The sequence below is a fragment of the Pseudomonas lundensis genome (assembly GCF_002269125.1).
GTDB lineage: Bacteria > Pseudomonadota > Gammaproteobacteria > Pseudomonadales > Pseudomonadaceae > Aquipseudomonas > Aquipseudomonas lundensis_A.
On sequence record NZ_NQKI01000002.1, the window covers coordinates 62,437 to 76,933 of the forward strand.

At 58.0% G+C, this 14,497-nt stretch carries 10 protein-coding genes, 1 pseudogene and 1 riboswitch; of the genes and pseudogenes, 7 read left to right on the forward strand and 4 right to left on the reverse strand.

What is annotated here, in order from left to right:
- Positions 1-80: 80 nt before the first annotated feature.
- On the reverse strand, positions 81-413 hold the full coding sequence (locus CJF39_RS01985; RefSeq protein ID WP_094991926.1) for a DMT family transporter: 333 nt from the start codon (positions 411-413) through the stop codon (positions 81-83).
- 147 nt (positions 414-560) lie between these two features.
- Here CJF39_RS01985 and waaA point away from each other — a divergent pair, with 147 nt between their 5' ends.
- A complete protein-coding gene (gene waaA / locus CJF39_RS01990) occupies positions 561-1,838 on the forward strand; it encodes a lipid IV(A) 3-deoxy-D-manno-octulosonic acid transferase (protein ID WP_094991927.1) in 1,278 nt (425 codons plus the stop codon).
- 30 nt (positions 1,839-1,868) lie between these two features.
- Here waaA and CJF39_RS01995 read toward each other — a convergent pair whose 3' ends face one another.
- Both CJF39_RS01995 and CJF39_RS02000 read right to left on the reverse strand, forming a co-directional pair.
- A complete protein-coding gene (locus CJF39_RS01995; RefSeq protein WP_094991928.1) occupies positions 1,869-6,572 on the reverse strand; it encodes a dermonecrotic toxin domain-containing protein in 4,704 nt (1,567 codons plus the stop codon).
- Positions 6,573-6,710: 138 nt separating this feature from the next.
- Complete coding sequence (locus CJF39_RS02000) at positions 6,711-8,147, reverse strand: TolC family outer membrane protein (protein WP_094991929.1); 1,437 nt, start codon at positions 8,145-8,147, stop codon at positions 6,711-6,713.
- A gap of 182 nt (positions 8,148-8,329) precedes the next feature.
- A riboswitch (TPP riboswitch) is annotated at positions 8,330-8,435 on the forward strand.
- A gap of 154 nt (positions 8,436-8,589) precedes the next feature.
- Here CJF39_RS02000 and thiC point away from each other — a divergent pair.
- On the forward strand, positions 8,590-10,479 hold the full coding sequence (gene thiC / locus CJF39_RS02005; RefSeq protein ID WP_094991930.1) for a phosphomethylpyrimidine synthase ThiC: 1,890 nt from the start codon (positions 8,590-8,592) through the stop codon (positions 10,477-10,479).
- 30 nt (positions 10,480-10,509) lie between these two features.
- Positions 10,510-10,739 (forward strand): annotated as a pseudogene (locus tag CJF39_RS23250) (putative hydroxymethylpyrimidine transporter CytX); the annotation flags it as partial.
- A 51-nt stretch (positions 10,740-10,790) separates the two neighbouring features.
- Here CJF39_RS23250 and CJF39_RS02010 read toward each other — a convergent pair.
- Complete coding sequence (locus CJF39_RS02010) at positions 10,791-11,537, reverse strand: RsiV family protein (protein ID WP_094991931.1); 747 nt, start codon at positions 11,535-11,537, stop codon at positions 10,791-10,793.
- A gap of 220 nt (positions 11,538-11,757) precedes the next feature.
- Between CJF39_RS02010 and CJF39_RS02015 the strand changes: the two genes are divergently transcribed.
- The 4 genes from CJF39_RS02015 to CJF39_RS02030 all read left to right on the forward strand — a co-directional run bounded on the left by CJF39_RS02015 (position 11,758) and on the right by CJF39_RS02030 (position 14,465).
- Positions 11,758-12,381 carry an NUDIX domain-containing protein gene (locus CJF39_RS02015; protein WP_094991932.1) on the forward strand — a complete coding sequence of 208 codons (624 nt, stop codon included), beginning with the start codon at positions 11,758-11,760 and terminating at the stop codon, positions 12,379-12,381.
- The gene (locus CJF39_RS02020) at positions 12,372-12,824 is read left to right on the forward strand and encodes a DUF1249 domain-containing protein (RefSeq protein WP_094991933.1); all 453 of its coding nucleotides are present in this window, start codon (positions 12,372-12,374) and stop codon (positions 12,822-12,824) included. The genes CJF39_RS02015 and CJF39_RS02020 overlap by 10 nt, the downstream gene beginning before the upstream one ends.
- Before the next feature lie 105 nt (positions 12,825-12,929).
- Positions 12,930-13,745: a 3',5'-cyclic-AMP phosphodiesterase gene (gene cpdA, locus CJF39_RS02025; RefSeq protein WP_094991934.1), complete on the forward strand. Its 816-nt coding sequence runs from the start codon at positions 12,930-12,932 to the stop codon at positions 13,743-13,745.
- A gap of 111 nt (positions 13,746-13,856) precedes the next feature.
- A complete protein-coding gene (locus CJF39_RS02030; protein ID WP_094991935.1) occupies positions 13,857-14,465 on the forward strand; it encodes a YqiA/YcfP family alpha/beta fold hydrolase in 609 nt (202 codons plus the stop codon).
- Positions 14,466-14,497: the final 32 nt, after the last annotated feature.

Below are 14,497 nucleotides of genomic sequence, written 5' to 3' on the forward strand. Positions count from 1 at the left end.
CAGCGTTCAAAGACAAGGCCGGGAGTATACATCGTGATCGCGCCTCTATCTTGAGCAGGGCGACAGCGCATCGACCAGCGTTAATGCCCCGCTGTTTTGGAAAATAACTGAATCACCACCACGCCCAGCACAATCAGGCCCATGCCGAGCATGGCCGGTACATCGAGCTTTTGGCCGTAGATAAACAGCGCGGCGATGCTCACCATCACGATCCCCATGCCTGCCCACACGGCGTAGGCAACGCCCACCGGAATCGTGCGCACCACCAGCGTCAGCATCCAGAACGCTGTGGCGTAGCCGGCAATGACAAGGATAAGGGGCAGGGGCGTGCTGAAGCCTTTGATCGCTTTCATCGATACGGTGGCAATCACTTCAGCGCAAATGGCGATGGCCAAGTAGTAGTAAGCGTTCATATTGGAGTCCTGAAGGTGGGGCGCAGCAATTTAACAGCACGGCATTCTAGTGGTTGTAAAAGTGTGTAGTGGTTTTTTGTTGCCCCTTGCGAGAGCCATGTTCGGTGCCATCATCGTAGGTGTCGTTTTCAAGTAAACTCCGCGCCCATGAATAGAACTCTCTACACCTTGCTGTTTCATCTGGGGCTGCCGCTGGTGGCGATTCGTTTGTGGCTGCGGGCCCGCAAGGCACCTGCGTATGCACAACGTATCGGTGAACGGTTCGCCTTGAACCTGCCCGCGCTGCAGCCCGGCGGGATTTGGGTGCATGCTGTGTCCGTAGGGGAAAGCATTGCTGCCGCGCCGATGATTCGGGCGCTACTCAAACGTTATCCACAGATGCCGATCACTGTGACCTGCATGACGCCGACGGGTTCAGAGCGGATTCAGGCACTGTTCGCCGATGACCCGCGCATTCAGCACTGCTACCTGCCGTATGACTTGCCTTGGGCGGCGGCGCGCTTTGTGTCGCGGGTGCAGCCAAAACTGGCCGTGATCATGGAAACCGAGCTGTGGCCCAACCATATTCACCAGTGCGCCAAGCGTGGCATTCCGGTGGCGCTGGCCAATGCGCGGTTATCGGCGCGTTCGGCCAAAGGCTATGCACGTTTCGCCAGGCTCACCCGGCCCATGCTTGAAGAGATGAGCTTGATCGCGGTGCAGACGCAAGCCGAAGCCGAGCGCTTTCGTCAGTTGGGCGCGCGGCCTGACTGCGTGCAAGTGACCGGCTCAATCAAGTTCGACCTGACCATCGACCCGCAGTTGTTGATCAGGGCACGTGAGTTGCGTACGCAGTGGCACGCCATGGAACGTCCGATTTGGATCGCCGCCAGCACCCATGAAGGGGAAGACGAAATTATCCTCGCGGCCCATCGGCAATTGCTTGGGCATTACCCCGATGCGTTGCTGATTCTGGTCCCGCGTCACCCCGAGCGTTTCAACCGCGTTTTTGAGCTTTGCCAGCGCGAAGGTTTCAACACGGTGCGACGTTCTGCGGCCGACCCGGTTGGCCCGCAGACGCAGGTGTTGTTGGGCGACACCATGGGCGAGTTGCTGTTTTTATACGCCCTGGCAGACAGCGCATTCGTCGGCGGCAGTCTGGTGCCCAACGGCGGGCATAACCTGCTGGAGCCTGCTGCGTTGGGGAAACCGGTACTCAGCGGGCCGCACTTGTTCAACTTTCTGGAAATAGCAACGTTGCTGCGTGACGCAGGTGCGTTGGAGGAAGTGGACGATGCCCAAGGATTGGCCGTGGTCGTTCAACGGTTGTTCGAACTGCCTCAGGATGCGCAGCACCGGGCGCAGGCCGGCCTGAACGTGATGCTCGCCAATCAAGGCGCCTTGCAGCGTTTACTGGACGGATTGGCGCGTTTGCTGACCCGCTAATCCGTCCAGGCCGTCCAGGGGCAATTGCTTTTAGTCTGCCAAGGGCAAGAACCAGCGCTCTGCCAGTGCTTTACCGATTTGGCCGCGGTGAATCGTCACAACCGCTTGCTCATTTTGTGCCGTGTTGAGTTGTGAGAAGTAGCTCATCGTGCGTTGTTCTCGGGTTTTCAGGTGAGCCACGGTGTACACCTCTTTGGGGGTGTCAGCGCGTTCATAGTGAAAATGGGCATACCACAAAGGCGTTTTTCCCGGTTCGCTGATGGCGTATTCCTGGATGTAATCTTTGCGCTCGCCGGATAACGGAACGCGCTGCCCCACGCGGGATATCTGCACACGTCTCTGGTCCAGCAAGAATTGCAGATTGCCGTGGGTCGGTGGTAGCTCAAGGCAGAGTTGAAGGCGCAGCGCCTTGCCTTCCTGATCGAGCTGTTGGGCAGCCGTATGCATGTCGTTGACCAGTATTTGGTCGGCGGGCAGGCGCGCGGCTTCGGGTTGCTCCAGCCACGCGGCGTGTAGTTCGTCCGCCAATCTGTCGAACTTCGTTGCTTCGTGGCTGAGGATTTCCTCTATTTCCTGCGGGTGTCGTGTCTGGCGTTTGTATTGCTTCACCTTGCGTTGGATTTGCTCAAACATGCCGAACAGTTTTCGGGCTTGGCCTTTGATGACTTCCAGGCTGCGCTTGGGCGTGGGCGCAATGTGACGTGGCGATTTTATTTCGACCCATTCGTCTCCATGTTGCGTATAGGTCGACAACAATTTGTTGTCGTACTCTGCACGTATTTCAACCACCTCAATGGGCCACTCCCCGCCCGCAGGGCGCACGCTACCAATCAAACTCCCTTTGCCGCGGGCATTGATCACTTTGCGTTGTGTCCTGCTGGTGGCGGAAGGCTGGCGTCTACGGATTTTCTTGCGGGGTTTTGGCGGCGGTTTGATTTCTGCGGCCAGTTGCTCGGTGGCTTCCTGATACAGCTCCGTAATCAGTTGGCGCAGTTTGCTGAAATATTCGATATCCAGCTCGTCGCTGTGGATCAGCCCGATACCTTGAACAGCATCCAGCGCCTGGCCGTAGTGCTCCACCAGGCTGTCCAGTACCTCGAGGCGTTTTCCAGGTTCAAGTTCTAGCGTGTTGAGCTGATTATGGGTATGGACATATTCCCTGACGGGGTCGATGGCATTTTCCAGGCTTTCTTCAATCTTGAAGCTGACCAAGGGTTTAGCACTGGCGAGTTTCAGGCAACTGAGCTGGAAGTTCTTGAGTGTCAGGCTGGTGAGTTCATGTTCGGACAGGTTGGCCGTTAAGCGATTTGCGGCCTCGGAGCCTGCATTGCTCAGGTTGTTCAGTTGGTCGAGGATACTGGTTCTTTGAGCGAGGCGTTCGATAGCGCGTTCATTGATTGCAATCTGCTCCTTTGCGAACTGCAAAATCCCTGCCGGGTCGGCTTCTGCGGCCGCTGTGGCTGCCTGTGGGGACAGAGGTGTTGCGAACTGGGGCCACTTTCTGGCGGCAATTCGTTGCTCGGTCGCTATGCTCGACAAGCCCGTGGCGCGATTATCGAACGCCTTTTCCAGCAACCCGATGACAACCGCCTCGCTCAACGGAATTTTCAGCTCGATACGCTCGTTGATACTGCCGATGAGTTCTTGATAGGCCATCATTTCTTGCGACAGTGCCATTTCGAACCGTGCACGAAACTGTTCAAGCTGCTCAAAAGTAAAACGCGGGTCATTGCTCGCGCGGACATAGAACTGCTGGGTTTTAAGGACATTGTCGTAAAGCGTTCTCTCTTGCCCGTAAATGGTTTGCAAAGTGGTATTCAGCGCTTCGATTCGTGCCTGCTTTTGGTGCTGATACGCGGCGATACGCCTGGGCGGCATGCCGCCGTTCAGGCGCAGACGCAAGTCCAGTGCCCACGTGCCATTCGCATCAGCGCGAATGCCGGGCCCACGTGTGTTGCTGTCTGAAGGCGCAACGATGGTGGCCCTGCCATCAGCTTCCAGTTCAACCTCGTACAACGCTTGATCGATCTCGGCGTGCCATTTCTGCTGGATGCGGTACAAGCCTTTGCTCGCGCCATAGGTTTGGGGGGATGGCAGCGTCGCCGGGCGCGTGACTTCAAAGGTGGCCAGCCGTGCGCGTTGGCTGCGTGTCAGGCGGTTGCTTGCGTTGGCAAAACTGAAGTCCAGGAGCGTGCTTTGAGGGTCGGGGTATTCACCTGGTAATCGCACGGGCCCAGAACGTACGGGGATGATCTCAGGCTCTGGCCACTCGGGTACTTGAGGGCTCATGAGGAGCGGGTGCAGGCTTTCAGCCCTGAGGGCGTCGATTTGTGCCGGGCGTCCGGGTTTGCTCCCGGGAGCCATATGCAAGAGCAGCATGCCCAGATTGATGAGCACGTCGACCATCGCCAGTTCCCGTTCTGTGGGGGAATCGCTGGCGAGTGCAGGGATGTCTTGCGTCGCTGAATGCGCCAGGCTCAATAGCCATCCGGTCAACATAAAGGTGCGGGGTAAGCCGGGTAGTACTAACAGGCTGTCAAAAATCAGGCCACCGCCTTGCAGCAAAACACGCCAGCGGCTTTCGCTGTTCGAGACCGAGTCAGCGTCTGCCTGATCCACCAGTGCTTTGGCGTTACTGCCATAGAGGTAGAGCATCACTTGGCCATTATGCAGGTAATGCAGTAACTCGTTGCTGGTGCCGTTGGTGGCAAGCGAGGCAGGTGCGGGCACTTCGATTGGTGCGAACTCATCGCCTATACCGAATCGTACGTAATGGGGCTCTTTGAAGCCGCCGTTGTCGTAGATCAGACGGGCGCTGTCACTCAGCCAGGTCAGCACACTGTCTTGCAGCTCTCCGGGTTCCGCCAGCGCGCTGAGCAATGCGTCACGGGTCGCGAATTCGATCAGGGATTGCGCATAAAACGGTCGATAAAGCAGGTGAGGACCCACTGCAATATTGACGGGTTCGATGATGAACATGTTGCTGACGATATCCGGCGTGGCCTCATGTTCGCGGATCAAGGCCAACTGGCGGATGACAACCGTTTGCCCATCGATGATCCGGTCGGCGGGAAGGGTTTTCACCAATGCGGCGACATAACGGGCGCCAAGCGGCGTGACGCCGCTTTCTTTTTTCAGGCTCAATTCCAGCGCGTGCAGAGGCAACTGAACCCGCAGGTATTGAGCGTACAGACGCTCGCGCTCCTGGGCGTCGGGTGTGTCACTTAACAGCAGGCTTTCAAGGCGTTTGGGGTAGGCCTCACCGATGTTAGCCTGCTCGATCAGGCCGCTGCGTCGGGTGATGTAGGCCGGTGTCAGCCAGGCTGGCAGCTCAAGCCCGCGGCGATGACGCAGTGTTAATCGGCCCGTGGGGCGGCCTTGCAAGTTCTTCAGGGCCAGATCGGTCAGGCTCATGGTGACCGGCTCTTCGATGCCCACGGCGCCCGGTAACCCCACCACGCTATGAAATGTCAGCTCAATGTCATCAGGGGCTAATTGCGCATCAAATGTTTGACCCTGGCTTTCTGGCTCGTACTGCAGTTTGTCTCTGAACAGCAGCTGTTTGAGAACGTCGACGGTATACGTGCGGACATCGCTGATGCCGCTCAAGAACGTTCTGCCTTGATGGCTTTTTTTCGTAGATGCCAGCGCCAGGCTGAAGTGGCGATAAAGCGCCTGATCCGAGAAAGACGCTGTTTTCAGCCAATCCGGCAGGTGTTGTTGGAGTGAGAGGAGCAGCTTGGGGTCAACCGGCTGGAACTTGAGATACCCCGTCGAAACGTTGGTCATGTCTTTATAAACTTCCTCTAACTGAGCCCAGCCGATGCTGGCAGGCAGTTTGAGTCGGTTCAGGTTTTCCAGTTGACGATTCAGGAGGGTGGCACTGCGGATTTCGAAGACGTCACCTTCCAGTTCAAAGCGTTCGAACTCGATAGGTTGGGTAGGTTTTGGCAGGCCCAAGATACGGCCAGCCTTTTTAATAAACGCGTCCAGGCTACTGAATAAAGTCAGGGGGCCTGTTGCAAACCAGGCGATCAATTGACCCGGACCTTCGATGAGCATGATGGTACTGAGCCGCGACGTGCGAGCGGGTTGGGTCAACGTGGCCTTGACCAAGTAGACACGGGCCGCTTTTTCACCATATTGGGCAACCCTGTCCTGTCGTACGGGGCAGTCCAGCAGTTGCTTGATCAGTGCGCGATGATTGTCGTTCAAGTTGTCTTGTTGGGCCGCACTCAAACTCAACATGTCTTTGAGCAGAAGACTGAACCATTGCCAGCGACTGCTCCCGGTATTGCCCCGCGCTGACCAGAAGTCGCTTAACGCGTTTTGTAAGCCGATGGGCACACGCCAGCTCAATTCTTCGATCAGGGTTTTGACGATGTGCATGTCCAGTACACCGTTGGCAGGTGCGAGCCATTTATAGGGTTCGTCACAGAGGTAGTAGGGCTGATTGTTGCGGGGCGTAACATCCAGCTCGATACCACTCCCCAGGTAATCCATCACCTTGGGCATCAAGAGGTGAAAGTCCCACCCCGTGGTCGTGCGCGGTATCGCTAGGTGAGTGTTTTGCAGGTCGAAGACGAGGGTCGGGTATTTTTCTTTGAGGGCGGCTTCCAGCATTGTGCGCACCACCGTCTGCAGATCAGGCGGGTTGGCGAACTGAGCGTTGATGGCGCTTGCGACAGGGGTGAGGGGGTCTGTTGTCGAGGCGAGGGCAGAGGATGTTGACATGAGCGTACCTGTGTTGAGTTCCAGAGGTCACACGACCGGTGCCGTATTAAGGGCGGGAATACTCAAGCGCAGGTGGTAGCGGGATATGACGCAGGCGCTGTGGTCGCAGCCGGTGAGCTGCGACCACACGGCGCAGACTCAGTTGCCGGGCGAGCGCATGTTGGCTTCGGCGGCTTGTGCCAGGTCGGGCGGCAGGAAGTCTTTATCGGGGTTGTAGTCGGCTTTCAGGTAGCGCGACAGCGCCTCCAGATCACCGGGGTTCAGCGTACCGGCGACTTGCTTGAGGCGCAGGTTGTCGAGGATGTAGTCATAACGGGTGTTGTTGTAGTCGCGCACGGAGTTGTACAGCTGGCGCTGGGCGTCCAGCACATCAACGATGTTGCGCGTGCCCACCTGATAGCCGATTTCGGTGGCTTCCAGCGCGCTCTGATTGGAGATGATCGACTGCTTGCGTGCCTGTACCTGCTCGACGTCGGTGTTCACCGCGCGGTGCAGGTTACGGGTGTTCTCGACCACCTGACGGCGCAATCCCTCACGCTGTTGCTCGGTCTGATCAAGGCGTGAATACGACTCGCGCACTTGCGAGCTGGTCAGCCCGCCGCTGTAGATAGGGATGTTTAGCTGAATACCGATGCTGCGTTGAGAGACATCACCGCTGTAGCGCTGCTGCAAGGCATTGGGGTTGCTCAAGCCGAAACCGTCGTTGTCGCCGGTCTTGTATTGCGCCACCGCGTCGAGTGTCGGTGCGTGGCCTGCTTTGCGTTGCTTGAGGGTTTCCTGAGCGGCATCCACGGCAAAGTTACTGGCCAGCAGATTGAGGTTTTGCTGCGCTGCCGTTTCAACCCATATTTTGGCGTTGTTCGGGGAGGGCGGCAGGATAGGCAGCGTGTGGCGCATGCCTTCAATCGCGTTGTACTGACGGTTGGTCAGGGTGATGAGCGCCTCAAAGGCATCATCGACCTGACGCTGCGCGACGATCCGGTTAGCCCGCGAGGTGTCATAACTGGCTTGGGATTGCAGCACGTCAGTCTTGTCTGACAGGCCCACGTCAAAACGTTCGCGGGATTGATCCAACTGGCGCTTGAAAGCCGCTTCTTCGGCCTTGGTCGCGGCCAGCGTGTCTTGGGCGCGCAGTACCGAGAAATAAGACTCGGCGGTTTGCAGGATCAGGTTTTGCTCCGTGGCTGACAGTTGCAGCGCGGCCTGCTCATTGACCGACTCTGCCGCTTTTAACTGGAACCAGCGGTCGATCCGGAAGATTGGCTGCGCCAGCGTCGCTTGATACACCACGGCACTGCGCGTGGTGGTCAGCGAAGGCTGATCGATGGACGTGCGCACACTGCTCGACTCGGCCCCCCCGGAGAGGTTGGGCAGCAAGCCGGCGCGGGCCTGTGGCACCACTTCCTTGCGTGCGGCGTAATCGGCACGGGCGGCTGCCAGGTCGGCGTTGTTGTCCACCGCCTCGTGATAAACGCTGACCAGCCCTGTCTGGCTGGCCAAAGGGGCCTGGGTTTCCATGGCCATAACGTTGGTCGCACAAGACACGGCGATAGCCAGTGAGAGTTTGCGCAGCATGAGCGATCCCTAGTTCAATAATGCGGAGAAAATAAACTCCCGAGGCCTCGTGTGGCGCTCGTGGCGTCAAGACGTAGCGAGTGTAGTAGCGGTGACACCTTGCAACAATGCCGTTGTTGCGACTTTTCTCACGCTGATTATTCCGGGGTTGGCGTTCTGCCTCAGTCTTGTCTAGACTGGCCGGGTTCTTGTCGGGGTGCCTTGCTATGAGGCTGAGATCGAATAATTTCGGATCCCGTTGAACCTGATCAGGTTAGCGCCTGCGTAGGGAACAAGATTTCTCGTCTCCCGGCGAGTCCTCTTGAGTACCGTCCGGGATCGATTGTTCAAAAAATGATCAATCGTTCGAGGCCGTGACTCAGCACCCAGTCCTTGGGTAATTCCGTACTTATTTCAGGTTCTCCCTCCGACAATCCGCCTGGATGCAGTCTGGAGAGCCGTGATGAGTACAAAACCAAAAAACGCGATCAACCTCAGTGATTCGGCAAAAGTCGATGAGCAGTCGGTCAAGCCGTTTACCCGCTCGCAAAAAGTCTACGTACAGGGTTCGCGCCCGGACATTCTGGTGCCGATGCGTGAAGTTAGCCTGGATGTTACACCCACTGATTTTGGCGGCGAAATCAACGCCCCGGTATTGATCTACGACACCTCGGGCCCGTATACCGACCCGTCAGTGCAGATCGACGTGCGCAAGGGCCTGGGTGATGTGCGTTCGGCCTGGATCGACGACCGGAACGACACCGAGCGCCTGCCGGGCCTGAGTTCGAACTTCGGGCAAATGCGCCTTGAAGACGCTGAACTGACCACACTGCGTTTCGCCCACGTCAAGAACCCGCGCCGGGCCAAGGCCGGTGCCAACGTTAGCCAAATGCACTATGCGCGTCAGGGCATCATCACCGCCGAGATGGAATACGTCGCCATTCGCGAAAACATGAAGCTGCAAGAGGCACGGGCCGCGGGGTTGCTGGACCAGCAACACGCGGGCCACAGCTTCGGTGCCAATATCCCGAAAGAAATCACCCCCGAGTTCGTGCGCGAAGAAATCGCCCGCGGCCGCGCCATCATCCCGGCCAACATCAACCACGTTGAGCTGGAGCCGATGATCATCGGGCGCAACTTTCTGGTGAAGGTCAACGGCAACATCGGCAACAGCGCACTGGGTTCTTCGATTGAAGAAGAAGTGGCCAAGCTGACCTGGGGCATTCGTTGGGGGTCGGACACCGTCATGGACTTGTCCACCGGCAAGCACATCCACGAAACCCGCGAGTGGATCATTCGCAACTCGCCGGTGCCGATTGGTACGGTGCCGATTTATCAGGCGCTGGAAAAGGTCAACGGCGTGGCCGAAGACCTGACGTGGGAGCTGTTCCGCGACACCCTGATCGAACAAGCTGAGCAAGGCGTTGATTACTTCACCATTCACGCGGGCGTGCTGTTGCGCTACGTGCCACTGACGGCCAAACGCGTGACCGGCATCGTGTCCCGTGGCGGCTCGATCATGGCCAAGTGGTGCCTGGCGCACCACAAAGAGAACTTCCTCTACACCCATTTCGACGAAATCTGCGAAATCATGAAGGCCTACGACGTCAGCTTCTCGCTCGGCGACGGCCTGCGTCCGGGGTCGATTGCCGATGCCAATGACGCGGCGCAATTCGGTGAGCTTGAAACCCTGGGCGAGCTGACCAAGATCGCGTGGAAACACGATGTGCAGTGCATGATCGAAGGCCCCGGCCACGTGCCGATGCAGTTGATCAAAGAAAACATGGACAAGCAGCTGGAGTGCTGTGACGAAGCGCCGTTCTACACCCTCGGCCCGCTGACCACGGACATTGCGCCGGGCTACGACCACATCACCTCGGGCATTGGCGCGGCGATGATCGGCTGGTTCGGTTGCGCCATGCTGTGCTACGTGACGCCCAAGGAACACTTGGGGTTGCCGAACAAGGATGACGTGAAGACCGGGATCATCACATACAAAATCGCGGCCCATGCCGCCGACTTGGCCAAAGGCCATCCGGGGGCGCAAATCCGTGACAACGCCTTGAGCAAGGCGCGTTTCGAGTTCCGCTGGGAAGACCAGTTCAACCTCGGGCTGGACCCTGACACCGCGCGCTCGTACCACGACGAAACCCTGCCCAAGGACTCGGCCAAGGTCGCGCATTTCTGTTCGATGTGCGGGCCGAAATTCTGCTCGATGAAAATCACTCAGGAAGTGCGCATTTACGCCGCTAATCAGCGCATCGACGCGATTGACGTCGACGTTGCCCAAGGGCTGGCCGAGCAAGCCGCGCGCTTCAAGCAGGAAGGCAGTCAGCTGTACAAAAAAGTGTGATGTAAGCGCAATCGCTGCCGGGGCGCGTTGCTGCACCTCGTCAGCGGTTTGTTTGCGCCGTTGTTTGGCGTGGTGCTGGTGGATCACTTCATTGTGCGCAAGTCCCCCCGGCCCTGTTTCGCTGGCCGACGTTGTTGGCATGGTTGGGCGGGGTGAGCGTCTATCACCTGCTGGCCAGTGTGGCCCCGACGTGGGGGGCGACGTTGCCTGCGTTGCTGGTGGCCGCGGTGTTGCAGTGGGCTTTTGGGCGTCGCCGCTAAAAGCCCCTGACCCCAACGCTCTGCTGTCGGGAGAGCGTTGGGTCGTGGCGCTTACCGCTGTGCAGGGAACCACTCAGGCTTGAGAATCCCGTTGAGGCGCGAGTAAGGGATTTTCAGTTCGACATGACCTTCGGAGTACGGCGCAATGCTGTACACATCGTACTTGAGTACAACATTGTCCTTGAGCAAGGCCACGTGCGGGGTCTGCTGGAACGGCCAGGTTTTTACATATTCAGGATCGTTGCCAAAGCGGGTGCTGATCAACCAGTTGTTATGCGCGACTTTGCCTGCGGCCCAGAAAGCTTTTTCCTGACCCGGAATCAGCATGTCCTGCAAGGTCACTTCCCGCTGATCCTTGCGTGAGTAGTTGATGAACCCGCGGCCCGGCATGCCATGTGCGCCACCTGTGTCCAGGTAGCTCGACAGCTCCACAATCACGAGGTCGTCATGCTGCTCACGTACCTTGGCCTGCAAGTAGCTGCTGTTGCGGCTGTCAGCGGTACGCAAAAACTGCTCGCGGTAGGCATTGAGGGACGGCGCCAGTTTGTCTTCGGGCGAGTTGACGGTCATTTTCAACAGGCGGCTTTCGATCAGTGCGTCCAGTTTGGGATCGCCCTGCGGGTGCACGGTATCGATATTCACCAACGGGCAGTCCTGGCCCTTGCAGCCGGCCTTAAGCTGCTCCGATGCGTCAGGAGTGAAGGTCAGCGGTTTTGGTGCAGACGCTTGAAATACGCTTTGGCACGCGCCCAGGGTCAGGGCGATGCAGGTCAGGGAAGCAAACTTTAAAAGCGACATGGTCGTCCTTCATCAACAAAAGAAAAGCAAAGTTATGGGGGTTTGACTGCCTGCGAGGGCATCCGTTCGCCACTAAGCTTAAAGGTGCCAATTAGAGTTGGTTTACAGGTGATCCGTCTATCCCTGTGTCAGAAAAGTGGCTGCATCACGGCGCTTATGCGCGTTAGGATGTGCGATGCCGCGGGCCACCCCGGCAGCCATTTGCCAGCAAGAGGTTTGAATGACGGATATCACCAACGCTACGCCCAGCAGTGTCGAGATCGTAAAGCGCGAACAGTGTTTCAAGGGTTTCTATCAGCTGGACCGCGTGCACCTGCGCCACGAATTGTTTGCCGGTGGCATGAGCCGTGAGATCAGTCGTGAAGTGTTTGTGCGCCATGATGCGGTTTGCGTGTTGCCCTACGACCCACAGCGCGACGAAGTGGTGTTGATCGAGCAGTTCCGCGTCGGTGCCATGGGCAAAACTGAAAACCCTTGGTTGATCGAACTGGTGGCCGGTTTGATCGACAAGGAAGGTGAAAACGAGCCTGAACACGTGGCTCACCGTGAAGGCGAAGAAGAGGCCGGTGTGACGTTCACGTCGCTGCGGCCGATCACCCGCTACTTTCCGTCACCGGGTGGCAGCACCGAATTTGTGCACCTGTTCTTGGGGCGTTGCAGTACGCACGGCATTGGTGGCTTGCACGGCCTTGAGGAAGAAGCGGAAGATATTCGAGTGACGGTTTGGGCGTACGAAGATGCGCTACAGGCAGTACGCGATGGTCGAATTTCCAATGCGGCAAGCATCATTGCCTTGCAATGGCTGGCGCTCAATCGCGCCGAGGTGAGGGGGTTATGGTCGTAAACGGGGTGCGCGACCGTTATCGGGTCGATCTGATTGGCTTGCAGGCTGCCTGCGAGGCCAATTACGCGCGCCTGATGCGTTTGTTGCCCGACATGCGCGAGCAGCCTGATGCGCGGCGCATTGCCGTGACCCAGGGCGATCAAATGCTCGGCGTTTTGACCCTCGAAGTGGTACTCGACTGCCCCTACACCAGCACTTTGCGCGTGCGCCAGGAACACAGCTTGCCGTGGTTGCCGGTGCCTGAGTTGCAGGTGCAGGTGTACCACGACGCACGCATGGCGGAAGTGATTGGCGCCGAGCATGCACGACGCTTTCGCAGCATCTACCCTTATCCCAATGTCGCCATGCACCAGCCGGACGAAAAAGCCCAGCTCAACGTGTTTCTGGGTGAATGGCTGAGCCATTGCCTGGCGTGTGGTCATGAATACGCACAAGTCAGATAAAGACGAAGTGTCCAGTCGCTGTCCATGAACGAGGCTGTGATCGGCAGCGCAAGCAGGCTAATGGCATAATCGCGCCATTCATCGACGTCTCCCGGGAGAGCCACCTTGCCGAGTGTTTCCACCCTGACCACTGAAGACCCGGTGCTGTTGGTGCAGCTTTCTGACAGCCACTTGTTTGCTGACGCAAACGGCTCGCTACTGGGGCTTAACACCGCTCGCAGCCTGCAGCAGGTTATCGACTTGGTAGGGGCCGAACAGCCGTCTGTCGACGTGCTGCTGGCCACCGGCGATCTGGCTCAGGACGGCAGCGTCCAGGCCTACCAATATTTTCGCCAGGTTACCGCTTCGCTGGCGCCAGTGGCGCGCTGGATTCCCGGCAACCATGACGATGTGCAGCAGATGCGCGAGGCGGCCATTCAAAGCCGTCTGATGGACCCGCGAGTGGATGTGGGCAATTGGCGTATCACGATGCTGCACTCCAACGTGCTGAAAAAAAGCCATGGTTATCTGAAAGACGACCAGCTTCAGTTGCTGGCGCAATCGCTGAGCGAAGCGCCGCAGCGTCATCACCTGATTGGCCTGCATCATCATCCGGTCCCGGTAGGTTGCCAATGGATTGAGCCGATCGGCTTGCTTAACGCCGAAGCATTTTGGGCCGTGATCGACCGCTTTCCTCAAGTCAAAGCTGTGCTGTGGGGGCATGTGCACCAGCCTTTCGATCAGCGACGCAAGGCAGTCAGGTTGTTGGCCACGCCTTCAACGTGTTTCCAATTCGCGGCGAACAGCATGGATTTCAAGGTCAGCAGCGAGGCGCCCGGCTACCGCTGGATACGCCTCAATCCTGATGGCACTTTGCATACCGGGATCTCGCGAGTAGCGGACTTTGACTTTGAACCCGACTACAGCACGGACAAATATTGACTACTGGACAAACTTACAGATGATGGGTCGAGTCATTCACCCCGAGTCAGGCTAAACTGCGCGTCTTTCTCAAGGCTGTGTCTGGCTGAATTTGTACTCGGGAGTAATGGCATGTCGGGTTCCATCTTGTATATCCACGGATTCAATAGTGCGCCCGAGTCGAAGAAGGCCTCGCAGTTGACGTCGGTGATGCAGCGAATGGGCCTTGGCGAGCAGTTACGTGTGCCTGCCTTGCATCATCACCCGCGTCAGGCGCTGGCACAGCTGGAAGCGGCCATCGGCGAGCTGGATAGCCCGTTGCTGGTGGGGAGCTCCCTCGGCGGCTACTATGCGACGTATCTCGCTGAGCGCCATGGCCTTAAAGCCTTGCTGGTGAATCCGGCCGTCAGCCCGCACCGCATGTTTGACGGTTATCTGGGTACTCAGACCAACCTGTACAGCGGCGAGACCTGGGAGCTGACCCACGATCACGTGAACGCCCTGGCCGAGCTTGAAGTCGCAGCTCCACGTGACCCGCAGCGCATTCAAGTGTGGCTGCAAACCGCCGATGAAACCCTCGACTACCGCTACGCTGAAAAGTACTACGCAGCGTGTGCCTTGCGCATTCAGGCCGGGGGCGATCACAGTTATCAGGGATTTGCCCGGCAACTGCCTGCGTTGCTGAGCTTTGCTGGAATAGCAGCAGAACAGTACCAAGCCATCGACTTTGCAGCCCTGTGAGGCACCCGTCGAATGGCCTTTATTTTCTTCAT